The organism is Nereida ignava (genome assembly GCF_047114695.1).
Taxonomy (GTDB): Bacteria; Pseudomonadota; Alphaproteobacteria; order Rhodobacterales; family Rhodobacteraceae; genus Nereida; species Nereida ignava.
Genome location: NZ_CP112885.1, coordinates 1,537,021 through 1,560,769, shown reverse-complemented (window position 1 = coordinate 1,560,769; position 23,749 = coordinate 1,537,021). Strand labels below are relative to the sequence as shown.

General features: G+C 52.0%; 23 protein-coding genes. 9 read left to right on the top strand and 14 right to left on the bottom strand.

What is annotated here, in order from left to right; all coding sequences use genetic code 11:
- Positions 1-23 precede the first annotated feature (23 nt).
- Genes OLX08_RS07735 through OLX08_RS07725 form a run of 3 tightly spaced genes read right to left on the bottom strand, consistent with a single transcriptional unit; the run spans position 24 to position 2,473 of the window.
- The gene (locus OLX08_RS07735) at positions 24-422 is read right to left on the bottom strand and encodes a (deoxy)nucleoside triphosphate pyrophosphohydrolase (RefSeq protein WP_391480746.1); all 399 of its coding nucleotides are present in this window, start codon (positions 420-422) and stop codon (positions 24-26) included.
- A complete protein-coding gene (gene argJ / locus OLX08_RS07730; RefSeq protein ID WP_391480745.1) occupies positions 419-1,633 on the bottom strand; it encodes a bifunctional glutamate N-acetyltransferase/amino-acid acetyltransferase ArgJ in 1,215 nt (404 codons plus the stop codon). The genes OLX08_RS07735 and argJ overlap by 4 nt, the downstream gene beginning before the upstream one ends.
- Positions 1,634-2,473, bottom strand: a complete 840-nt coding sequence (locus OLX08_RS07725; RefSeq protein WP_391480743.1) for a peptidylprolyl isomerase — start codon at positions 2,471-2,473, stop codon at positions 1,634-1,636. It lies immediately after the preceding gene.
- A gap of 190 nt (positions 2,474-2,663) precedes the next feature.
- Between OLX08_RS07725 and secA the strand changes: the two genes are divergently transcribed.
- Positions 2,664-5,354, top strand: coding sequence for a preprotein translocase subunit SecA (gene secA / locus OLX08_RS07720; protein ID WP_391480741.1), 2,691 nt, complete (start codon positions 2,664-2,666; stop codon positions 5,352-5,354).
- Between the two features lie 32 nt (positions 5,355-5,386).
- On the opposite strand, the gene radC is transcribed toward secA, so the two are convergent.
- From radC to dnaK, 3 genes are all read right to left on the bottom strand, one after another.
- Entirely contained in the window at positions 5,387-6,145 is a 759-nt protein-coding gene (gene radC, locus OLX08_RS07715; RefSeq protein ID WP_391480740.1) for a RadC family protein, read from the bottom strand.
- A gap of 37 nt (positions 6,146-6,182) precedes the next feature.
- Positions 6,183-7,334, bottom strand: a complete 1,152-nt coding sequence (dnaJ, locus tag OLX08_RS07710; protein ID WP_048598513.1) for a molecular chaperone DnaJ — start codon at positions 7,332-7,334, stop codon at positions 6,183-6,185.
- An 84-nt stretch (positions 7,335-7,418) separates the two neighbouring features.
- The gene (gene dnaK, locus OLX08_RS07705; RefSeq protein WP_391480738.1) at positions 7,419-9,335 is read right to left on the bottom strand and encodes a molecular chaperone DnaK; all 1,917 of its coding nucleotides are present in this window, start codon (positions 9,333-9,335) and stop codon (positions 7,419-7,421) included.
- A 189-nt stretch (positions 9,336-9,524) separates the two neighbouring features.
- Between dnaK and OLX08_RS07700 the strand changes: the two genes are divergently transcribed.
- Positions 9,525-10,130, top strand: a complete 606-nt coding sequence (locus OLX08_RS07700; RefSeq protein WP_391480736.1) for an alpha-ketoglutarate-dependent dioxygenase AlkB family protein — start codon at positions 9,525-9,527, stop codon at positions 10,128-10,130.
- 6 nt (positions 10,131-10,136) lie between these two features.
- Here OLX08_RS07700 and OLX08_RS07695 read toward each other — a convergent pair whose 3' ends face one another.
- Positions 10,137-10,958, bottom strand: coding sequence for an ABC transporter permease (locus tag OLX08_RS07695; RefSeq protein WP_341246441.1), 822 nt, complete (start codon positions 10,956-10,958; stop codon positions 10,137-10,139).
- Positions 10,959-11,112: 154 nt separating this feature from the next.
- Here OLX08_RS07695 and cysQ point away from each other — a divergent pair, with 154 nt between their 5' ends.
- The 7 genes from cysQ to OLX08_RS07660 all read left to right on the top strand — a co-directional run bounded on the left by cysQ (position 11,113) and on the right by OLX08_RS07660 (position 18,994).
- Positions 11,113-11,895, top strand: a complete 783-nt coding sequence (gene cysQ / locus OLX08_RS07690) for a 3'(2'),5'-bisphosphate nucleotidase CysQ (protein ID WP_391483209.1) — start codon at positions 11,113-11,115, stop codon at positions 11,893-11,895.
- Positions 11,896-11,897: 2 nt separating this feature from the next.
- Positions 11,898-12,698, top strand: coding sequence for a 3-deoxy-manno-octulosonate cytidylyltransferase (locus OLX08_RS07685; RefSeq protein ID WP_391480734.1), 801 nt, complete (start codon positions 11,898-11,900; stop codon positions 12,696-12,698).
- Positions 12,699-12,825: 127 nt separating this feature from the next.
- Positions 12,826-13,719 (top strand): UTP--glucose-1-phosphate uridylyltransferase GalU, encoded by an 894-nt coding sequence (gene galU, locus OLX08_RS07680; RefSeq protein WP_391480732.1) that lies wholly within the window; start codon positions 12,826-12,828, stop codon positions 13,717-13,719.
- 30 nt (positions 13,720-13,749) lie between these two features.
- Positions 13,750-14,769 carry a glycosyltransferase family 2 protein gene (locus tag OLX08_RS07675; protein WP_391480731.1) on the top strand — a complete coding sequence of 340 codons (1,020 nt, stop codon included), beginning with the start codon at positions 13,750-13,752 and terminating at the stop codon, positions 14,767-14,769.
- 95 nt (positions 14,770-14,864) lie between these two features.
- Positions 14,865-15,875: a glycosyltransferase family 2 protein gene (locus OLX08_RS07670; protein WP_391483207.1), complete on the top strand. Its 1,011-nt coding sequence runs from the start codon at positions 14,865-14,867 to the stop codon at positions 15,873-15,875.
- The gene (locus OLX08_RS07665) at positions 15,872-17,569 is read left to right on the top strand and encodes a beta-1,6-N-acetylglucosaminyltransferase (protein ID WP_391480729.1); all 1,698 of its coding nucleotides are present in this window, start codon (positions 15,872-15,874) and stop codon (positions 17,567-17,569) included. The genes OLX08_RS07670 and OLX08_RS07665 overlap by 4 nt, the downstream gene beginning before the upstream one ends.
- Positions 17,570-18,994, top strand: coding sequence for a nodulation protein NodH (locus OLX08_RS07660; protein ID WP_391480728.1), 1,425 nt, complete (start codon positions 17,570-17,572; stop codon positions 18,992-18,994).
- On the opposite strand, the gene OLX08_RS07655 is transcribed toward OLX08_RS07660, so the two are convergent.
- From OLX08_RS07655 to OLX08_RS07625, 7 genes are all read right to left on the bottom strand, one after another.
- Complete coding sequence (locus tag OLX08_RS07655; RefSeq protein WP_391480726.1) at positions 18,991-19,455, bottom strand: PTS sugar transporter subunit IIA; 465 nt, start codon at positions 19,453-19,455, stop codon at positions 18,991-18,993. The genes OLX08_RS07660 and OLX08_RS07655 overlap by 4 nt on opposite strands.
- A 36-nt stretch (positions 19,456-19,491) precedes the next feature.
- On the bottom strand, positions 19,492-20,061 hold the full coding sequence (gene hpf / locus OLX08_RS07650; RefSeq protein ID WP_391480724.1) for a ribosome hibernation-promoting factor, HPF/YfiA family: 570 nt from the start codon (positions 20,059-20,061) through the stop codon (positions 19,492-19,494).
- Positions 20,062-20,257: 196 nt separating this feature from the next.
- Positions 20,258-21,010: an LPS export ABC transporter ATP-binding protein gene (lptB, locus tag OLX08_RS07645; protein ID WP_341246434.1), complete on the bottom strand. Its 753-nt coding sequence runs from the start codon at positions 21,008-21,010 to the stop codon at positions 20,258-20,260.
- Positions 21,010-21,513, bottom strand: a complete 504-nt coding sequence (gene lptA, locus OLX08_RS07640) for a lipopolysaccharide transport periplasmic protein LptA (protein WP_412535641.1) — start codon at positions 21,511-21,513, stop codon at positions 21,010-21,012. Before lptA ends, lptB begins: the two co-directional genes overlap by 1 nt.
- Complete coding sequence (gene lptC / locus OLX08_RS07635) at positions 21,510-22,109, bottom strand: LPS export ABC transporter periplasmic protein LptC (RefSeq protein ID WP_412535640.1); 600 nt, start codon at positions 22,107-22,109, stop codon at positions 21,510-21,512. The genes lptA and lptC overlap by 4 nt, the downstream gene beginning before the upstream one ends.
- 1 nt (position 22,110) lies before the next feature.
- Entirely contained in the window at positions 22,111-23,070 is a 960-nt protein-coding gene (locus OLX08_RS07630) for a KpsF/GutQ family sugar-phosphate isomerase (RefSeq protein ID WP_391480719.1), read from the bottom strand.
- Positions 23,071-23,088: 18 nt separating this feature from the next.
- Positions 23,089-23,703, bottom strand: a complete 615-nt coding sequence (locus tag OLX08_RS07625) for a ribonuclease D (protein WP_048598784.1) — start codon at positions 23,701-23,703, stop codon at positions 23,089-23,091.
- Positions 23,704-23,749 lie beyond the last annotated feature (46 nt).

Here is a 23,749-nt window from a genome sequence, read left to right as displayed (position 1 = left end):
AGATCAGTGTCGAAAGTACGAACCTAAAGCCAATCACGCAAAATGGGGATGAGCGGAATATCTGCGGCAGGCATTGGATAATTGCTTAGTTTGTTCGCTTTCACCCATTTTAAGGCTTGGTTTTCGCGCGACTGGGGCGTGCCGTTCCATTTTCGACAAGCAAACAGCGGCATCAAAAGATGGAATTTTTCGTATGAGTGCGACGCGAAGGTAAGCGGCGCGAGGCAGCTCTCCCACGTATCAATGCCAAGCTCTTCGTTTAACTCCCGCACCAAAGCTGCCTCTGGTGTTTCGCTCGTTTCGACTTTTCCGCCTGGAAATTCCCACAGACCTGCCATGGATTTACCTTCAGGGCGCTGGCCGAGCAAAACGCGACCATCAACGTCAATCAAAGCTACAGCAGACACAAGAACCGTCTTCATGAGCGATAATCAGCGTTGATTGTGATGTAGCCGTGGGTCAAATCACATGTCCACACAGTTGCATCGGATGTTCCCACGCCGAGGTCTACGTTGATTGCAATGTCTTGCTGTTTCATCACTGCTGCACCTTGTTCTTCCGCGTAGCTTGGGCTGACCCAACCATTCTCGGCCACACGGATGTCACCAAAGCTGATTGAAAGGGTGTCTCGGTCCGCCTTTGCACCGGATTTACCCACAGCTGCAACAATACGGCCCCAGTTTGGATCTTCACCCGCGATCGCCGTTTTGACGAGTGGCGAATTCGCGATTGAGAGTGCACAACGCTTTGCATCCGGCTCACTGTCAGCGCCGGTCACGTTGACTGTCACAAATTTGGTGGCGCCTTCGCCATCACGTACGACTTGATGAGCGAGGTCCCGCATTAATGTCTCAAGTGCCTGTGCAAATTCAGCGTTACCCGTGACGTCAACGTTCGATGCGCCTGTCGCTGCCATTATGAGTGTGTCGGAAGTAGATGTGTCGCTGTCTACAGTGATGCAGTTGAAGGTCCTGTCGTTAATTGCGGACACCATCTGTTGCAGGTCTGGCTGTGCGATTTTTGCATCGGTGAAGATATAAACCAGCATTGTGGCCATATCGGGCGCAATCATGCCGGACCCTTTGGCGATGCCGGTGATCGATACTGTGTTCCCGTCAATATCAATCTGTGCGCCTGCCGCTTTGGGGAACGTGTCCGTCGTCATTATCGCTTCGGCGGCACCCTTCAGCTTGCCCGGTGAGAGACCTTCTTTCAGCTCAGAAAGTTTGGCTGTAATTTTCTCAAATGGCAGGGCTTCACCGATCACGCCAGTTGACGATGAGAACACCCGTTGAGGGGCAATCCCGAGTGTATCGGCGACCGCTGTGCAGATATTCGTCACCGCCTCTGCGCCGCCCGATCCTGTAAACGCATTAGCGTTGCCAGAGTTTACGATAATTGCTGCCTCGCCAGAGGGGTCGCCACCAAGTTTAGCCTGACAGTCCAGCACGGGTGCCGCGCGGGTTGCGGACGTTGTGAAAACCCCTGCGATTGATGTGCCGGCTTGCAGATGTGCAAGCATCACATCTTTACGGCCTGAATAGCGCACGCCAGCTTCGACAGTCGCAAAGCGGACGCCCGAGATCATCGGGACAACGGGAAAACTAGCTGGGGCGAGGGGCGATATGGTCATTTATTCAGACAACAGTTCGTAGTTAGAAATGATTGATGGGTCGATTGCAGAAAGGTCTGCCGGAGTGATATCAGCGCCCTCAAGAAGATTGGCGACATAGCTATCAACGGCTTCACGTTGCAGTCGTTGTGACAGGTCTGCACGCACCTCATCGAGGCTGGGGGCGGATGCGATGCGGTCTTGCTTCAACAAAATCACGTGCCAGCCAAATTGGGTTTCGACAGGTTGTGAAACTTCGCCGACAGACAGCGCAACGACCGCCTCCTCAAACGGGGCAACCATAGCGCCGGTTCCAAACCAGCCCAAATCCCCACCATTCGGACCAGACGGGCCAGTTGATTTTTCTTTGGCAAGTTCTGCAAAGTCAGCACCATTTGATAGCTGCTCAACCAATGCGGTTGCTTCGTCTTGGGTCTCCACCAAAATATGTGCGGCATTGTACTCTTTGCCCAAATCAGCATCAGCGTACTGGGCTTCATACGCCGCCTTAAGCGCGTCTTCCGCGACAGCATCGGATGACAGGGCGTCAATCACTTCACCTGCCAGCAGCGAGCGTCGTTCGTTTTGCAGAGTAGTCGTAACGCGTGCGGGTGTGTCTTCAAGAGATTGGGCGAGAAGCTCTTGTTGTGTCAGTTGATCGATGATGCCCTGAAACAGGACCTCTGGCGGTAAATCACGATATTGTTGCGGCAAGCGCGCGTGCGATGCGATGACGTGGCCAAGTGTAATGTCGGTGCCATTGACCGAGGTAATCACGGTTGAGGCATCTTGGGCCTGCAAGGACGTGGCGGCAAAAGTACTCAACAAAGCTGCGCCAATAAAATTAAGGGGTTTTACCATTTCGTGATCCTTTCGTGGCCCCATGGGTGGTGCCGTTGACACTAACATAGGCGGCCCTTACATCCTTTACAGCACTTACGCCTTCAAGGTTTGAGACTGCCTGTTAAGCTCTTATGTATGGCTGCAGGTCGGGACGGGCAACCACCCGTCTTATGACATTTTTATTGGGGCCATCGGCCAAGGAAGACACATGTTGGGTTTAGGCACCATCGCCAAGAAGGTTTTTGGCACTCCAAACGATCGTAAAGTTAAATCGACACGTCCACTTGTTGAGAAAATCAATGCGCTCGAGCCTGATTTCCAAGCGCTTACCGATGAGCAACTAATTGAAAAGACAAACGAGTTTCGCGAGCGTATTGCCGGTGGTGAAAGCCTCGATAGTCTTCTGCCCGAAGCCTTTGCCAACTGTCGTGAGGGCGCGCGCCGTGCGCTTGGATTGCGGGCGTTTGATACGCAATTGATGGGCGGTATTTTCCTGCATCAAGGCAACATCGCTGAAATGAAAACCGGTGAGGGTAAAACCCTCGTTGCGACTTTCCCCGCCTATTTGAACGGGCTTAGCGGCAAGGGCGTACACATCGTGACGGTCAATGATTATCTGGCCAAACGTGATGCGGAATGGATGTCTAAAGTTTATGGCGCGTTGGGTTTGAGTACGGGTGTTGTCTATCCACAGCAGCCAGAGGCTGAGAAAAAGCAAGCCTACGCCGCCGACATCACATACGCGACCAACAATGAGCTTGGGTTCGATTACCTTCGTGACAACATGCGGTCTGAGCTGGACCAAATGGGACAACGGGGCCACAACTTTGCGATTGTCGACGAGGTCGACTCGATCTTGATTGATGAGGCGCGCACCCCGCTGATTATCTCTGGCCCTGCGCAGGATCGGTCTGAACTGTATAAAGTCGTGAACACGATTATTCCTGAACTAAGCGAGGAACACTTCACGATTGATGAGAAAACCCGCAACGTTACGTATTCTGAAGAAGGTAATGAGTGGCTTGAGCAACGCCTGCGTGAAGGTGGTCTGCTTGATGCTGAGCAAACTCTGTATGATCCCGAAAGTGTAACGTTGGTGCATCACGTGAACCAAGCGCTTTCAGCACATAAACTCTTTACCAAAGACAAAGACTACATTGTGCGCGACGGCGAAGTTATCCTCATTGATGAGCACACGGGCCGTATGATGCCGGGCCGTCGTATGTCAGATGGTTTGCACCAAGCGATTGAGGCGAAAGAAGGCGTGGCTATTCAGCCTGAAAACGTCACGCTCGCTTCTGTCACGTTCCAAAACTATTTCCGTCTGTATTCCAAGTTAGGCGGTATGACCGGTACTGCCAAAACAGAAGAAGAAGAGTTTGGTGAAATTTACAAGCTGGGCGTTGTCGAAGTGCCGACAAACCGTCCCATCCAGCGTGTGGACGAGCATGATCAAGTTTTCCGCACATCTGACGAAAAATACAAAGCTGTTGTTGACGCGTTGAAGGCCGCAAACGCAAACGGTCAGCCTGTTTTGGTTGGTACAACGTCGATCGAAAAATCGGAATATATTAGCCAAGTACTTACTGCCGAAGGTATTGAGCACAACGTTCTAAATGCGCGTCAGCACGAGCAAGAAGCGCAGATCATCGCAAAGGCTGGTCGCCTTGGCGCAGTAACACTTGCTACAAACATGGCGGGTCGCGGGACCGATATTCAGCTTGGCGGCAACGTCGATATGCAGGTCATGGAAGCGCTGGCTGAGAAACCTGACGCTGATCCAGAAGCGTTACGCGCAGAAATCGAAGCCTCGGTGGCGGATGAAAAGGCGAAGGTTCTTGCGGCTGGCGGTCTTTATGTTCTGGCAACCGAACGTCATGAAAGCCGTCGGATTGATAACCAGTTGCGTGGGCGTTCTGGACGTCAGGGGGATCCGGGTCGCTCGTCGTTTTTCCTGTCGCTTGAAGATGACCTGATGCGCATCTTTGGCTCTGAGCGTCTTGAGGCAGTTCTGTCTCGCCTCGGTATGGCGGAAGGTGAGGCGATTGTGCACCCGTGGGTCAACAAATCACTCGAGAAAGCACAGGCGAAAGTTGAAGGGCGCAACTTTGATATTCGTAAGCAGCTGCTTAAGTTTGATGACGTAATGAACGATCAGCGTAAGGTTATCTTCAACCAGCGTCTTGAGATCATGCAAAGCCGTGACGTGTCTGAAATTACAAAAGATATGCGCGATCAAGTGATTGAAGATTTGGTCGATGAGTTCATGCCGCCAAAAACCTATGCAGACCAATGGGATACGCAAACCATGCAGGCGCAGGCGATTGAGCGCCTTGGCCTTGATCTGCCGATCGTGGATTGGGCAGACGAAGAAGGTGTCGATGACGAGATAATCCTTGAGCGTATTGAGGAAGCCGCCGATGCAATGATGGCTGAAAAGTCTGAGCAGTTCGGTGAAGACAGCATGCGGAGCATTGAAAAGCAGCTTCTTTTGAACACTATCGATACAAAATGGCGTGAGCATCTGATCGCTCTTGAGCATTTGCGTTCTGTCGTGGGGTTCCGTGGATACGCGCAGCGTGATCCGTTGAACGAATATAAGACCGACAGTTTTCAACTATTTGAGGCTTTGCTCGATGGTCTTCGTGGCGATGTAACCCAGAAGCTGGCTCAAATCCGCCCTCTAACGGAGGAAGAGCAGCAAGCGATGATGGCGCAAATGGCCGCACAGCAGGCACAGCTACAAGCGCCGGCTGATGCTGTCCCCGCATCCGATAATGAAAACGCGGTTGATGGCTTTGTAGAAAGTGACCCTACGACTTGGGGTAATCCATCACGCAACGATAGTTGTCCTTGTGGTTCTGGTAAGAAGTTCAAGCACTGTCACGGGCGCGTTTAACGGCTTGTCCTTATAGCGCCTGAGGTTTGCGGTCAGAGGTAGCCGTCTGAGCGCATGCTCACCTCGCGCGATTTGCCGATGATTAAGTGATCATGAAGTGTCAGCCCAAGTGATTGGGCAGCGCTTTCCATGGTTAGTGTCATGGATATGTCAGATTTTGACGGCGTTGGATCGCCTGACGGATGATTATGCACAAGAATAAGGGCGCTTGCGTTCAATTCTAGGGCTCGCCGCATAACTTCCCTTGGGTAGACAGGCACATGGTCGACGGTGCCGCGGCCAAGTTCCTCATCGGCAATCAGCACATTTTTACGGTCTAAGAAAAGACAGCGGAACACTTCAGTGTCACCGTGTGACATGGCTGTGTGACAGTAGTTTATCAGTGCGTCCCAACTGGACAGCACATCTTTTTGCATCACTCGGGCGCGTGCCATCCGGTGTGACGTGGCTTCCAGAATTTTCAGATCGGTAATGACCAAATCACCCACACCGCGGATTTTGGCTAAATGTTCGGGGCGGGCAGAAATCACGCCATTGATATCCGAGAATGTATCAATTAACCGCCGCGCAACTGGTTTCACATCACATTTTGGAAGTGATCGAAACAAAACTAACTCGAGTAATTCGTAGTCGGGCATTCCGCGCGCACCGCCTTCGGCGAAACGGTGATGAAGACGTTGCCGATGATCTTTGACGTAACTTAGCTCCCCGCCTTTTGGGCCGGTAAAGAGAAGTTCTTGGCCCTCGAACAAGGGCATTTGGTTTTCAGAAAACTGATCTGGCGCACTCATGACACGACATGAATGCGCCGATTCTCTAAAAAATCAGTTAACCCTTCATCGTTTCCCAAAAGCTTTTGACGCTTGAGAAGAAGCTTGACGATTGTGGGTTGTTGTCTTCGCTAAGTTTTTCGAACTCGCGCAGAAGCTCTTTCTGCTTAGATGTAAGGTTCACAGGCGTTTCAACGGCCATTTCGATGAACATATCGCCTGCGCCGCCACCGCGAAGCCCGGGCATGCCTTTGCCGCGCAAACGCATTTGGCGCCCCGATTGGCTGCCGCCCGGGATTTTCACTCGTGACCGCCCACCATCAATAGTAGGCACCTCAATGTCGCCACCAAGAGCCGCAGACGTCATTGAAACAGGTACGCGGCAGAACAGGCTTTGCCCGTCACGCTCAAATATTTCATGCTCTGCGACTTCGATGAAAATATAAAGATCACCTGTCGGTCCACCGCGCATTCCAGCCTCGCCTTCGCCAGCAAGACGGATACGGGTGCCGGTTTCAACACCAGCAGGAATGTTTACAGAAAGGGAACGCTCTTTTTCTGTCCGGCCAGCACCGCCACATGCTTTGCACGGGTTCTTGATGATTTGACCAATACCGGAGCATGTAGGGCAGGTGCGTTCTACGGTAAAGAAGCCCTGTTGCGCACGGACTTTACCCATGCCTGAACACGTTGGACAGGTCGCGGGTTCGGCCCCACCGTCTGCACCAGTGCCAGTACATGTATCACAGTTAACAGATGTCGGGACGTTGATGGTTTTCTGGCTGCCGGCGAAAGCTTCTTCAAGGGTGACGCGCAAGTTGTAGCGCAGGTCAGAGCCGCGGCTGGCGCGTGTACGACCGCCACCACCGCGCTGTCCGCCCATGAAGTCACCAAACAGATCATCAAACACATCGGAAAAGGCGCTTGAGAAGTCACCGTTCCCGCCACCAAAACCGCCACCTTGCCGGCCGCCACCCATGCCGCCTTCAAAAGCTGCGTGGCCGTAACGATCGTAAGCAGCTTTTTTCTCTGCGTCTTTCAGCACTTCGTAGGCTTCGTTCGCTTCTTTGAACATTGCCTCGGCGTTTGGATTATCAGCATTACGGTCTGGGTGTAGTTCTTTCGCTTTGGTGCGATAGCCCTTCTTGATCTCATCAGCGGATGCGCCTTTTGAGACCCCTAGAATTTCATAATAGTCACGTTTTGCCATGGGTGGTCTCCCCTTTGGAACGTAAAAGCCAGCCCACCCGTCTTACAGGGATGCGGGCTGGCTTTATTGGTTCCTTAGCGCGGATTAGGCGCGTTTGTCGTCGTCCAGATCTTCGAAGTCAGCGTCTACGATGTCATCATCAACACCGGCGTTGCCATCTTCTGGTGCGGCTTCCTCACCAGCGGCTTCTTCTTGCGCTGATTTATAGATTGCTTCACCAAGTTTCATCGCAGCTTCAGTTACGTTCTGGATGCCGCCTTTGATCTTACCGGCGTCTTCTGTTTCCAGATCATCTTTGAGTGCAGCAATTGCCAACTCAATCGCTTCGATCGTTGTTGGGTCCACTTTGTCTGCGTGCTCTTCCATGGACTTTTCAGTCGAGTGGACGAGGCTCTCGGCTTGGTTCTTGGCTTCAACAAGTTCCTTACGATCTTTATCTGCTTCGGCATTATCCTCAGCATCTTTGACCATTTTTTCGATATCGTCATCAGACAAGCCACCAGAAGCCTGGATCGTGATCTTCTGCTCTTTACCAGTGCCTTTGTCAGCCGCGCCTACAGACACGATGCCGTTGGCGTCGATGTCGAAGGTCACTTCGATTTGTGGCATGCCGCGTGGTGCGGGTGGAATATCCTCAAGATTGAACTGACCGAGGATTTTGTTGTCCGCAGCCATCTCACGCTCGCCTTGGAATACGCGGATTGTCACGGCATTCTGGTTGTCTTCAGCAGTTGAGAAAGTTTGTGACTTCTTAGTTGGGATCGTTGTGTTGCGGTCGATAAGACGTGTGAACACACCACCAAGGGTCTCAATACCAAGCGAAAGCGGCGTTACGTCAAGCAGGACAACGTCTTTTACGTCACCTTGCAGAACACCGGCTTGAATTGCAGCACCCATGGCAACAACTTCATCTGGGTTCACGCCTTTGTTCGGCTCTTTACCGAAGAATTTTGTAACTTCTTCGATGACCTTTGGCATACGTGTCATACCACCAACAAGGACAACCTCGTCGATATCACCAACAGACAAACCTGCGTCTTTCAGGGCCGCTTGGCATGGTTTGATTGACGCTTTGATCAGGTCACCGACAAGGCTTTCCAGTTTCGCGCGGGTCAGTTTAACAACCAAGTGAAGCGGCTGGCCTGTTTTGCCGTCCATTGAGATGAAGGGCTGGTTGATTTCAGTCTGGCTTGCAGAAGAAAGCTCAATCTTTGCTTTCTCAGCGGCTTCTTTCAAACGCTGAAGCGCCATCTTGTCTTGGGTCAGGTCGACGCCGTTCGCTTTTTTGAACTCATCCGCGAGGTAGTTCACGATGCGCATGTCAAAGTCTTCACCACCAAGGAACGTATCACCGTTGGTTGATTTCACTTCGAACAAACCGTCATCAATCTCAAGGATCGTTACGTCGAACGTACCGCCACCAAGGTCATAAACCGCGATGGTTTGTGTCTCTTTTTTATCCAAGCCATAGGCCAAGGCCGCTGCTGTTGGCTCGTTGATGATACGCAGAACTTCGAGACCAGCGATTTTGCCGGCGTCTTTTGTTGCCTGACGTTGTGCATCGTTGAAGTATGCAGGAACGGTAATGACCGCCTGTGTCACATCTTCGCCGAGGTACGATTCAGCGGTTTCCTTCATCTTTTGCAGAATGAACGCTGAAATCTGTGAAGGGCTGTATTTTTCGTCTTGGGCTTGGACCCAAGCGTCGCCGTTGCCGCCATTGATAACAGCGAAAGGCATGTTCTTTTTGTCTTTTGCCAGATGCTCATCATCGGCGCGGCGGCCGATAAGACGCTTAACACCGAAAACAGTGTTCTCTGGGTTTGTGACTGCTTGGCGTTTTGCAGGCTGGCCTACAAGACGCTCGTCGTCTGTAAATGCAACGATTGATGGGGTCGTGCGCGCGCCTTCCGCATTCTCAATAACACGGGGCTGCGAACCATCCATGATGGCGACGCAGGAGTTTGTTGTCCCAAGGTCAATACCAATAACTTTAGCCATGAATTATCATCCTCTTTTTCCGGCGATGTCGTGAGGCGCGGACCCTATGTCCGGCATCCAAGCCTCAATCCCAAGGTGAAGGGCGCCCACAGAGGGACAACCCAGTTCGCAGCGTATATAGGGAGGGGTGTAGGGCGCTGCAAGCGGCGCGCCTTGGATAAATGCACCGAAATTTGAAGGAAAGTGATAATGCGACCCACTTTAAGCATTCGGGGCTTTCATATCTATAAAACTGCATTGGATATTGGCGCACAGCGGCAGTTGGTCGATGCAGTCCGGGGCATCGTTAAGGCGGCACCATTGATGAGGCCACAAACACCATCCGGTCGTCAGATGTCTGTCAGAATGACTTCGGCGGGACGTGTTGGGTGGACAGCAACTGCTTCGGGTTATCAGTATGCAGCGCGTCATCCTTCCGGCGTGGCGTGGCCCGCCATTCCGCGCGAAATCCTTGATGTGTGGAGCAGCGTCACGCGCGACGCGCCGTTGCCTGACAGTTGCTTGATCAATTTTTATGATGAAGCAGCCCGCATGGGGTTGCACCGCGATCATGATGAGGCTGATTTTCAGTGGCCCGTTGTTTCCATCTCGCTCGGGGATGAGGGCTTGTTGCGTGTAGGCGGCCTTGAGCGTGGCGGCACTACGGAAAGCATCTGGCTGCAATCAGGGGATGTTGTTGTGATGGGCGGACAGGCCCGTCTTGCCTATCACGGTATTGACCGCATCAAAGGTGGTTCATCACGACTTTTGCCCAACGGCGGTCGGCTTAACCTAACGCTCCGTGTTGCAACTTAAGCCGGCTTATTGTCGTGCGCTCCAGCTGACGGAGGCGTGTTTGCGGGTATAAAACTCACCCATCAGACCAATCATTAGGAATATGACCGTGATAAGGGCCGCATATTCCCAATCTGTGTAGCGCGGGTTGTAGTTCACAAACACAAAGCCACGGGCTTGGTCGATCGTGTGAAAGAGTGGGTTCCAATCGAACATCGCCAACATAAAACTTGGCAGCGTATTGGCTACGAACATTTTGCCTGAGGCAATCATGTTGGCACGGCTGTACACTTGGGTGAAGATGCCAACAACAGCCGGCATCCATGGTTTGAGCGCCAATAGAACCATCCCAATTGCAACGCCGCTGGCCCAAGACAAAAGCAGCATGCCAAGCGCGCTCATTGGGTCTTCGATGACGACTGGTGTGAAGATAACGTGATAGCCAAACAGAACTAAGAATAGCGATAGCAACTGAATATAAAGAGAGCCTAGCGCAGAGGAGCATATGGCGATTGCTGTGGTCATGGGGGCATGCTTCATCATTGCTGATGCCGGACCTTCTGAACTAACAACTGCGCTTAGGGCTTTGGTATGGCACAGGAACAAAAAGATACCTGACATGATGTACAGCAAGAAATCACCGCGCAATGTTGCGCCGCGCAGGCCTAGTACGGAAAACATAACGTAGAATGCCGCGACAAAGATGATTGTCTGCAGCATGTTGGTAAGCAACGCCAAGAAGGCATTGCCATGACTTTTGCGGACGTCACGGACGATCCCATGATAGATTAACTCAAGTAGACCAACGGCTTTTCGGCGCCCGGTAGGCCGTGCTTCAAAACTAAACATTTACTATCCTGCTCAACACGCGACCCCACTGGTTTCACAGAAATCTTGCTGTTTTATTACCAGAGTCGCATAAGCCTTACGCAAGACCATACGCTTTTTCGCTAATTTATCAATGATTTCGACATCGGGAGTAACAGTTTTGGATTTCACAAAGATGGAAGCGGTGTTCCGCGAGTTGGCTTTGCGCGCTGGTGACGTGATTATGGAAATCTATGAAGCGGATGATTTTGACATCAAAACCAAGTCAGATGATAGCCCTGTAACGGCCGCTGATGAGGCCGCGGATGCGCTTATCTCTGCGGGTTTGCGAGCCGCTTTTCCTGATGTGCTTTTGGTGACAGAGGAGCAGTCTGCCTCCCATACGCAAACGGCGGATACATTTATCATTGTTGACCCCCTTGATGGCACGAAAGAGTTCATCAACCGGCGTGGTGATTTTACAGTGAACATTGCGTTTGTTGAAAACGGCGTGCCGACACGTGGGGTTGTTTACGCGCCTGCCCGTCAGCGGTTGTTTTACACAAATGGGTCGGGTGAAAGTGTTGAAGAGGCGGGACCTTTTGCAAAAGATAAAGTGGGTCCGCAGGCGAAGATCGCTGTGTCATCCCCAGATAATACAGCTCTGCTTGTTGTTGCCTCAAAGTCTCACCGCGATCAGGCGACAGATGATTACATCAATAAATATTCGGTCAGCGATATGAAAAGCGCGGGATCGTCGCTGAAGTTTTGTCTGATTGCGACGGGTGAGGCTGATATATACCCGCGTTTGGGCCGCACGATGGAGTGGGATACGGCAGCGGGTCATGCGGTGTTGAATGGTGCGGGTGGTGCGGTTATTCGTTTTGACGATCATACGCCGCTCAAATACGGCAAAAGTGATTATGCAAACCCGTTCTTTATTGCCCACGCACCGGGCGTTGATCTTAAGCGAGGCTAGATATGTCCGTTCTCATCGTAATTCCTGCGCGGTTCGCTAGTACGCGGTACCCTGGCAAGCCACTTGTTGAACTTACCGGTGCTGACGGCACAAAACGCAGTTTGATTGAGCGGTCTTGGCGGGCAGCGATGGCCGTGAAGGGTGCAGACAAAGTTATTGTCGCAACTGATGACGACCGTATTCGCCAAGCGGCAGAGAGTTTTGGTGCGGAGGTCGTGATGACGTCAGAGAGCTGCGCCAACGGCACAGAGCGTTGCGCACAAGCCTATGCGAACCTTGGTGCGGACCACGATATTGTGGTCAATCTACAAGGTGATGCACCGCTCACGCCGCCTTGGTTTGTTGAGGCGTTGATCGATGGGCTGAAAAATATGCCAGCTGCTGATGTGGCCACGCCGGTTTTGCGGTGTGATGGTGAGACGCTGAACAGCCTTTTGAACGACCGCAAGCATGGTCGCGTTGGTGGGACAACGGCTGTGTTCGGCGCGGGTAATAATGCGCTCTATTTCAGCAAAGAAGTCATCCCGTTCGTCGCACAAGACTTTGACGCACAGGATCCCACACCTGTGTTTCATCACGTTGGTGTCTATGCGTATCGGCCCGCGGCGTTGATGGCCTATCCCACATGGGATTCTGGTCCGCTTGAAGGGCTTGAGGGGCTTGAGCAGCTTCGGTTCTTGGAGCGTGCAAGCCCCATGATGTGTGTTGAGGTTGAGCCCCGTGGCGCAAAGTTCTGGGAGCTAAATAATCCAGAAGACGTGCCTTTGATTGAGAAGATGCTACGCGATATGGGCCAAGCTTGATTACAATGGCATAGCTGTGTTTAATCTCCCTACTGCCGTGGAAATGTATTTTGGTCCATATATTTGCCTTACTGGTGACATATTCGGGCAAGAAGCCTGTGCCTAAATACTGCGTAAGGTTCGACAAATGCGAAAAAAGGTAACAAAAGCTATTTTCCCCGTGGCAGGCTTGGGCACGCGATTTTTGCCTGCGACCAAATCAGTGCCAAAAGAGATTATGACATTGGTTGACCGCCCGCTGATCCAATACGCCATCGATGAAGCACGTGCGGCAGGCATTAAAGAATTCATCTTTGTAACGTCTCGCGGCAAAGGGGCGCTTGAGGATTACTTTGATCATGCCCCAACCCTTGAACAAGAACTTCGCAAAAAGGGCAAAGATGAGCTTCTTGAGGTTCTAAAAAATACCAACATGGATAGTGGGGCAATCGCCTATATTCGCCAACACAAAGCCCTTGGTCTGGGGCATGCGGTGTGGTGCGCGCGCCGGCTTATCGCGAATGAGCCTTTTGCGGTTATTCTACCTGATGATGTTATTGCGGCGGATAAGCCGTGTCTCCAACAGATGGTAGAGGCATATGAGGAAACAGGCGGCTCGATGGTGGCTGCGATGGAGGTCCCCAAAGAGAAATCAAGCAGCTACGGCATGCTTGATATCCAAGAAGACCTTGGCGCGATGGTGTCGGTCAAAGGTATGGTTGAGAAGCCTTCCGTTGAGGACACGCCGTCGAACTTAGCTGTGATCGGTCGTTACATCCTTTCGCCAAAAGTACTGCAAAACCTCAGTCAGCTTAAATCTGGCGCGGGCGGTGAAATACAGCTGACTGACGCGATCGCGAAAGAGATTGAAAACGAACGGGGCGTTTATGGATACCGTTTCCAAGGTCAGCGGTTTGATTGTGGATCGAAAGCCGGCTTTCTGCAGGCGACTGTCTCGTTTGGCTTGGGTCGCGATGATCTCCGCGATGAGCTTTTGGACTATCTTCAGCAGATGGTTGGCCAACAACAAGCTGCACAGTGATTTGGTGTAGCTGACGTTTCGGGTCTTGGCATGATAGCGCGCCTCGTTGATGCTTATAAACTGCGGTGGAAACGCCGCCGATATTTGTTGCGCGCATTGCGCAAGCGGAATCAACTCGCGCTGGTAAGCGATAAGACTGCCAATCTCATTCCGAGCAGTGTTTTGTGCTTTGTGTGTGTGCGCAATGAACGCACGCGCCTGCCATACTTTTTTGAACACTACCGCAGATTGGGCGTACAGCACTTTTTGGTGGTAGATAACGGCTCAACGGACGGCAGCTCTGAACTGCTTCACGGCGCACCGGATGTGTCTGTTTGGCGCACCAATCACAGCTATCGGCTGTCGCGGTTTGGGATGGACTGGCTGACGTGGTTGATGGTTGTTTACGGACATGACCGGTGGTGCTTGACGGTAGATGCCGATGAGTTGCTCGTATACGATCAGAGTACTACTCAAGATCTCAGGGCGCTGTCCAAAGTGCTTGATGCGGCGGGTGAGACTTGCTTTGGGGCACTCATGTTGGACATGTATCCTAAAGGGCCACTTGGGCGGCAGACATATAAAGCGGGTGATGATCCGATCGATGTCTTAGGCTGGTTTGATCCTGATGGGTACGACTTCAAAACACAAAGACGGATGAACAACCTTTGGGTGCAGGGCGGGCCACGGGCACGTCAGTTTTTCGCCCAAGAATTCCGCCGCGCGCCGACGCTTAACAAGATCCCTTTTGTAAAATGGAGCCGACGTTTTGCATATGTGAACTCAACGCATTCGCTGCTGCCAAAGCGCTTGAACGATGTGCAGAATTATCAGGGAAGTGAAAAGCCATCTGGCGTTCTGCTTCATACGAAATTTCTGCCCGAAGTTGTTGATAAATCTTCCGAGGAAAAGCAGCGTGATGAGCATTTCAATAATTCCGCCCTTTATGATGAGTATTATGACGCCCTAAGTGCGAACCCTGATTTGTGGCACAAAGGTGCTGCCCGCTATGAGGGTCCGCAGCAGTTGATTGATTTGGGACTTATGTATCCGATCAAATGGGGCGCGTAGGCGGCGAATTTATTTACGAAAACGCAATTTTTGGCCTATAGTTGCGATGTACGAAAACCGGCGGTGATCGGTTGGGGATTTATGAGGTTTGGCTTTTGGGTATTTGGAGCTCATACAGGATGAGGCTGCAGAGGAAGCGCTTGCGCATCCGTGCGCGGCGCAAATCCCGTGAGTTGCGAATGGTTGTCAATAATACTGCTCAAATCCCACGTGATGGCATCGTTCTGTTCTCTACCCTTCGCAACGAAAAGCGCCGTTTGCCATATTTTTTGGAGTACTACCGTGCGCAGGGTGTCGATCACTTTGTGATTGTTGATAACGACAGTGATGATGGTGGCCGTGAGTATCTTGCGCAGCAGCCCGATGTATCGGTTTGGACGACACAACATAGCTATAAATCGGCACGCTTTGGGATGGATTGGCTCAACTATCTGCTCTCGAAATATGGTGCGGGTAAGTGGTGTTTGACCGTTGATTGTGACGAATTTTTTGTCTTTCCGTTCAGCGATACGCGCCCCATTCGGGCGCTGACTGATTGGCTTGATACATCTTCGATACGGTCATTCAGCGCATTGCTTTTGGATATGTATCCAAAGGGCCCAATAGGTCAGTCCCGCTATGTGGAAGGTCAGGACCCCCTTGAGGTGCTCAATTGGTTTGACGCGGGCAATTACACGATTTCGCGCAATAACCGATACGACAATTTATGGATTCAAGGTGGTCCGCGCATGCGGATGTTCTTCGCCGATGACCCAATCCGTGCGCCTGCGCTCAACAAAACCCCGCTCGTCAAGTGGCGTAAAGGCTACACCTATGTCAGTTCAACACACATGCTTTTGCCCCGCGGTTTGAACCTCACCTACGATGCAAATGGCGGTGAGAAGGCTACGGGCGTTCTACTGCACGCCAAGTTTCTTGATACGTTTGGTGCCAAAGCGGCTGAAGAACTGAACCGCAAACAGCACTACGCGGCCAGTCATGAGTATAAATCCTACGCTGCGCAGATGAAGGGTGACCCCGATCTTTGGTGCAAGTGGTCAGAGAGTTACATTAACTGGCGGCAGCTCGAAATTTTGGGCCTCATGTCTAAAGGAAATTGGGCATGAGCGTTGGGGTCATCATGCTTGTTCACACGGCATTGGACCGTGCTGAACAAGTAGTGCGTCATTGGGTGGCCGGTGGTTGTCCCGTTGTTGTCCATGTTGACAAAGCTGTGTCGCGGGCGGAATTCACTGCGTTTCGCGGGCGGCTTTCAGATTTGCCTGAGGTGAGCTTTTCTGCACGACGTAAATGTCATTGGGGCACATGGTCATTGGTTGGCGCAACACAAATGGCAGCTGAGCAAATCCTGCGTGAGCATCCACAGGTCGAGCATGTTTTTCTAGCATCTGGGTCATGTTTGCCCCTGCGGCCTGTGCGCGATTTATGCGCCTATTTAAAAGCGCGCCCCAAAATAGATTTCATCGAAAGCGCCACGACCCAAGACGTTCCTTGGACGATTGGTGGCCTGGATGCTGAGCGCTTTACCTTACGATTCCCGTTCTCTTGGAAGCACCAACGAAGGCTATTTGATGGGTATGTCCGGCTGCAGCGCCGCATCAGATTTAAACGTAAAATACCCACGGGACTACAACCCCATATGGGATCTCAGTGGTGGTGCCTGACGCGCAGCACGCTCTCTGCCATTTTGAACGATCCGATGCGCCAAACGTATGATCGATACTTCAAGCGTGTCTGGATATCGGACGAGAGTTACTTTCAAACGCTTGCGCGGATCCATTCCGAACGAATTGAGAGCCGCTCGCTCACGCTGTCCAAGTTCGATTTTCAGGGCAAGCCCCATATCTTTTACGATGATCATCTACAGCTTTTACGCCGTTCTGATTGCTTTGTAGCGCGTAAGATTTGGCCCCAAGCGAATGTACTTTATGATACGTTTCTTCAAAAGAATGAGGGTGCCGTACCACAAACAGAGCCTGCTCCAGCCAAGATTGACCGGATATTTGCCAAGGCGGTTGAGCGTCGTGTACGCGGCCGTAATGGGTTGTATATGCAAGGGCGATTCCCCCATGCAGGTGTCGAAGGCGCAATGACTGCGGCGCCCTATTCTGTCTTTTGTGGTTTTAATGACGTTTTTGAAGGCTTTGCGGATTGGCTTCCAAGGGCAACGCCAGTTCGTGTCCATGGGCATTTATTCGCTCGGGACAAAGTGCATTTTGCGGGCGGTGAGCCAAGTTTTAATGGCGCTTTGTCGGACAGCGCCGCAGTTCGCGACTATGCTCCACGTGATTTTCTGACGTCACTTATCTGGAACACGCGCGGCGAACGGCAGTGTTTTCAGTTTGGACCTGCTGATGTGCAAGACCTTAACTGGAAACTGGCGCTTGATCCGAACGCACAGATTTCTGTGATTTCTGGCGCGTGGGCTGTGCCGCTCTTTCACTCAAAGCGTCCTTTCGCGGAGGTCCGTGTTGAGGCGGCACGCCTACAGTGCGTTGAAAACAAGTTCTTAGAGATTTTGAAAACGCCTTACGTAAAAGCAAAGGTCCGAACGTGGACACTGGCTGACTTCATTGAGGCGCCCATGGATGCGTTACAAGATATTGTTGATGAGATGGGGCAAAAGCCACCTCGGCGCCTGACAGAAGTGCCCAAGATGGTTGATCTTACTGGTTTTGGGCAGTTTCTGCAGAGCCTGAAAAACGAAGGGATGCATCCGTATTTGATGGGTGATTTTCCCCTTTCAAGCGTTGAGGCAGCACCCGTGCCAGAGCCTCGCCGACCATATTTGGTGAGATAGATGACAGGCCGTTTTGATAGCTTTGTAATGTTTGCCGAGATGCGAACGGGATCCAATCTTTTGGAAACCCACCTAAACGCGATGGCAGGCGTTACATGTCATGGTGAGGCGTTTAATCCTGCGTTTATCGGTTATCCCAACCGAGATGATATTTTGGGGATCAGCAAAAAACAGCGCGAACAAAAACCGCACCTTCTTGTTCAGGCGATCCGAAACGCCGCTGGCCTCAATGGATTTCGGTATTTTCATGAACACGATCCGCGCATCTTAGCTGATATCATCGAGGATGAGCGGTGCGCCAAGATCATTTTGACGCGCAATCCGCTTGATAGCTTTGTGTCCCTTCAAATCGCGCGTGCGACCAATCAGTGGAAACTAACCGACGAGACGCGGCGCAAAACCAGCCAGATCGAATTTCAGCCGCGCAAATACGCTAAATTTTTAGCTGATCTTCAAGCATTTCAGCAAGACCTGCGGGGGGCACTTCAACGGGCGGGCCAGGCACCCTTCTGTGTGGACTATGATGACCTTAACTCACTTGATGTGTTGAATGGGATCGCCGCTTATCTTGGTGCGCCTGCACTTAGCGGGTTGTCGACCGAGTTGAAGCGGCAAAACCCTGCGCCGCTGTCCTCAAAAGTTTCAAACTATGCAGAGATGCGAGCAGCGCTTGGTAGGGTGGAGCAGATTGATGAGCAGGAGGTTGCATCAACTGAACCTGCCCGAAGCGCGGCAGTTCCAAGTTACATTGCTGCCGCTGAAACGGGGCTTTTATATCATCCTATTCCTGGTGGCCCGATGGCTAAAGTTACGCACTGGCTTGCTCAGGTAGACGGCGTAGCGACCGCTGATTTGTTGACGGATTTTTCGCAAAAGACTGTCCGGCGGTGGAAGCGGAACCGGACCCCCAACAGGACGTTTACCGTTGTTTGCCATCCTATTGAGCGGGCCCATAGAGTGTTCTGTGAAAGAATCCTCAACGTGGATGAGGCCAGTTTTCCTGTGATTAGGCAAAATCTGATCGAAAACTACGACATTACCCTACCCAAAGATGGACGCCGCTCTTTTGGATATGGTCCTAATGAGCACCGAGTAGGCTTCTTGAAGTTTTTGGAGTTCATTAAGGCAAACCTTGGGGGCAAAACGAGTATCCGCGTTGATCCAAACTGGGCAAGTCAATCAAGCATCCTTCAGGGATTTAGCACGTTTATGAGCCCTGATATGGTTATCCGAGAGGCTGAGCTTTCTGAGGGGCTTGCTTATCTTTCGGCGCGGGTCAAAAGCGCGTGTCCGGCCTTAACGCAGTCTGACACGAGTGCTGAGTTCGAACTGGCAGAAATCTACGATGCTGAAGTCGAACGCGCGTGCCGCGAGGCGTACCAGCGCGATTACATGGCGTTCGGTTTCTCAGCTTGGAAAAACTAGGCTGCTTTTGAGATATTCTGAGCAGTCAAAACTGCATACAGCGTTGATGGGTCGCTATTTGCGCGAAGTTTCTCGCAGACCGCTTCATCGCGCAATGTCCGCGATACCAGAGCCAGCGCTTTGAGGTGCGAAACACCGCTGTCGCGGGGTGCAAACAATGCAAACACAAGATCAACAGGCTGGCGATCAACCGCCCCAAAATCTACGGGGCGTTCAAGACGAAGAAATACACCTTTTACAGTGTCGATATGGTCAAGCCGCGCGTGAGGTAGGGCAACACCGTGCCCTACTCCCGTTGGCCCAAGCTCTTCGCGCTTCATAAGGGCCTCAATCAATCGCGCACCTTGAAGGTCGTAGCACGCATTCGCGATGTCACCCACATCGTGCAGCAGTCGTTTTTTACTGCTAACGTTGCCCAAGACGCGGACGGCGTTTGGTGTAAGGATATCGCTTAGGTTCATTGTACTGCTCTTTTCGACTGATGCGCCGATGCCCTGTTACGTTTTGGGCTCGATCCACCCAATGTTACCATCGTCGCGTTTGTAGACGACCCCAAACGCACTGTTACTCTCGTTCCGGAAAATCACCACTGGCGCTCCGGAAATCTCCATCTGCATAACCGCTTCACCGACTGACATTGTTGAAACTTTGGTTTCAACTTCGGCAATAATCATAGGCTGCAACGTTTCCGGTTCACTATCGTCAACGCCCTCACTTGTCGCGAGGATATAAGAGGAAGCCCCCAATTGTTCAACCGGTTCTTTCCGCTTGCTATGGTGGTCCTTCAGGCGCCGTTTGTAGCGCCGTAACTGCTTTTCCATTTTCTCAGCACATTCATCGAATGCCGCATAGATTTCGGTCGCATGAGCCTTTGCCTGCGCGGTCAGTCCGGTTGAAAGATGGATGGTCGCTTCACAGACGTGTTCATGACCGCTTTTTGAAAAAACCACATTGGCGTCCGTCGGTCGTTCTGCGTATTTCTCAACGATGTCATTAAGTTCGCTTTTGACATGTGTTTGAAGTGCGTCGCCGATGTCGATTTGCTTGCCAGTGATTTGATAGCGCATGAAGTCTCCAGTGTTATTTGAACCGTTTCCGCCCAACATGGCCTGACGCATGAATGTAAAGAAATGGTAACTTTTGGCTGAATGAAAGGGCGCGGTGACAACCGAGTATCAGGCTAAAAAAGATGGGTCTGGCCACTTTCATTAGCCTCATTTGGCGCTGGATCAGTGCGATCTGTCAAGTGAGATTGCGCGCTGGTTATGAAATGCGAAAATTTTGGCCGAGGTAAACTTGCTTCACTTTCTCATCCGCTACGACCTCTGCTGCGGTGCCACTCATCAAGATCGTTCCGCTGTGCATGATGTAAGCACGATCAACAATTTCGAGAGTTTCCCGCACGTTGTGATCTGTGATTAAAACGCCAATACCGCGTGTTTTGAGGTCTGAAACGAGAGTACGAATTTCACCAACCGCAATGGGATCGACACCAGCAAATGGCTCATCCAGCAGCACATATTTGGGGTCAGCGGCAAGGCAGCGGGCAATTTCAACGCGACGCCGCTCGCCACCCGAAAGTGCAAGTGCCGAGGCGCGGCGTAAATGCTCAATCGAGAATTCAGACAATAATTCATCAAGTCGTTTGCGTCGAATAGCGCGATCCGGCTCAGAAATTTCGAGGATTGCTCCGATGTTGTCTTCAACGCTCATTCCGCGAAAAATGGACATTTCTTGTGGAAGGTAGCCGATACCCAGTTTGGCGCGGCGATACATTGGCAGGGTCGTTACGTCGCGGCCATCAATCGTCACTTGGCCACCTTCGGGCGTGACGAGGCCTGCAATTGAATAAAAGCAGGTTGATTTACCGCATCCGTTTGGCCCCAGCAGAGCCACAACTTCACCGCGCGCCAGCGTCATGGATAGGTCACGAATGACGGTCCGCTTACGGTAGCTTTTACGTAGGTTACTGACCCGTAGTCCCGCAGACCCTTCGGTTACTTTGAGATCTGGCATCAGTCCTGCCCAGTGTTGAGGATTGTTTTCACGCGACCGTTCATACGTGCCGTACCAGTTGCAAGGTCAAGTGTCATACTTTCAGACGTCAACGCATTTGGACCTTGGGTTACGAGGACGTTTCCACTCATTACGACTTCGTTGTTTGCAATTGAATAGTCGGCGCGCTCTGCTTCTGCTGCGTCCTCACCATTCACTAGCGTTACACCGCCGGTTGCTTCTAGCCGCTCAATTTTTTGGTCGCCCTCCGCATAGACAACCAAAACACGGCCTGCGGCAAGGCGCATCACACCCTGGCCAATCACGACGTTACCATCAAAAATGGCGGTACCGTTTTCTTGATTAACGTTGAGCTGGTCGGCAGTAATTTCAAGTGCCGCATCTGGGTCGTTAGCAATTTTACCAAACGCAACTTGTTGCGCTGTCGCCGAAACGCAGAAGGAAATAGAAAGAAAAGCGGCAATGATAAAGCGCAAAAACATAGGGTGCTCTCCAGAAGTCATGGCTGGTATATCACTCGGACGCCGTTTTGGAAAACCAGAACATGTACGCCGCGGTTTTGCTGGATCAAAGTCATCTGACCGGCTGTGATCTGGCCAAGCGATGAGGTGGCTTCCACAGACCCATCGGTTACCAGCGTAGCTGTCTCAAGCGATGTTGTTACGGCGTCAGTTCGTACCACCACACCAGCTGAAGTATTCACCTCAACACCTCCCGAAAGGCGCGCGGTTTGGGTCGGTCCGTCCACGCTTGCTTGTGGCGCCGTCAGCGAGATGGTGGTACCACCTTTGAGATCAATCCGCGCTGAAATGCCCTCAGACGTGATGCTGTCGGGCTTGTTTGGACTTGGCGCGGCAAGTTTAGCGTTAAATTCAATAGCATCACCCTCAGCAGTCACCCCTGAATATGTGGGTGCCGAAATGCGCTGATCCGCGACAATCTCATCTATCTCGACTTTGGCATAGGGGATGGTGCTTTGGACATCAGTGGCGGGTCGTGCGACCAAAAACAGCAGCGACAGCAAAACAAGGCCGACAATTGGCAGGATGATTTTCAGCCAAACAACCAGTCGCGAATATCTGTTGTCCGCCCGAACCATCCTACCCCAGTCCGGCGCGCAAACAGTCATGGATGTGCAAAATCCCACAAGGTTGTGCTGGTCCTTTTGGGTCAACAACGAACAGACATGTGATCTTGCGTTCATTCATTTGCCCGACCGCTTCTTCGGCAAGTGCATCTGGTGAGATGGTTTTTGGCGCGGCAGTCATCACACCGCCTGCGGTCAGGTCAAGAAGCCCATCCATGTGCCTGCGTAGGTCACCGTCCGTAATAATTCCTTTAAGGGTGCCGTTGTCATCGGTCACACCCACCACGCCAAAGCCTTTTTGACTTATTGTAATGAGTACGTCCTGCATGGAGGTATTTGCCGTAGTCAGCGGCACCGCATCGCCCGAGTGCATCAGCTCGCCGACTTTTGAAAGCAGTGCGCCGAGTTTCCCGCCGGGGTGAAAATCGCGGAAGTTGGCAGGCGTAAATTGACGGTGCTTCATCAGAACGACCGCAAGAGCATCACCAAGCGCTAGGGTCATGGTTGTGGAAATAGTGGGAACAACGCCGGTACCGCAGGCCTCGCCGAGTTGAGGTAAGACCAAAGCAACATCCGACTGTGTCAGCAGGGTGCTGTCTGCGCGGCTCGCCATGCCGATTAACGGAATGTTGAAGCGTCTTGTGTGTGCAATCACATCGGCCAGTTCAGGGGTCTCACCTGAGTTTGACAAAAGCAAAACAACATCACCCTTCGCCATCATGCCTAAGTCACCGTGGCTGGCCTCTGCGGGGTGTACAAACTGTGCAGGCGTGCCGGTACTTGCCAGCGTGGCTGCTATCTTGCGTGCAATATGACCTGATTTCCCCATCCCGCAAAGAATGACCCGACCTGTCGCGGCAAGCATCAACTTTGCTGCAGCCTCAAAACTATCCCCAAGCTGATTGGCGAGTGTCTCAAGGGCCTCGGCTTCGGCACGGATGACATCTTGGCCAAGGCTTTTGAAATCAGTCATATCTAGGATCCGCTCAAATCAGGAGTGCGCGAAAATATCGCTGTCAGGCCAACCAGCCAAATCAAGTTGCGCACGGGTCGGCAGGAAGTCAAAGCACCGTTGTGCAAGCTCCATGCGGCCTTCGCGCTCAAGGCGGATGTTTAGCTCATCACGCAAGCGGTGCAGGTAAAGCACGTCACTTGCGGCATATTCCAGCTGTGCGTCAGTAAGTTTTTCGGCACCCCAGTCACTGGATTGTTGCTGCTTGCTAATGTCCACGCTCAAAAGTTCTTGCAGAAGGTTCTTCAGGCCGTGCCGGTCGGTGTATGTGCGAATGAGGCGACTGGCGATTTTTGTGCAGTAAACCGGCGCAGTGAGGGCGCCAAAGGCATTATCCATAGCCGCGATGTCAAACCGGCCATAGTGAAACAGCTTGAGTACGTTTGGATCGGTCAGCATGCGGCACAAATTTGGTGCCTCGGTTTGGCCTTTTGCTACCTGTACCAAATGTGCGTTTCCATCACCGCCTGACATCTGGATAACACACAGACGATCGCGGTGCGGATGTAGGCCCATCGTTTCACAGTCAATCGCGACGACCGGACCCAAATCCAAGTCGTCAGGGAGGTCATTTTGGTAGAGTGTGTTTGTCATATCCGGCCCTGCAATAGTGTTGCCCGCTGGCATATGCGCTTTGAGC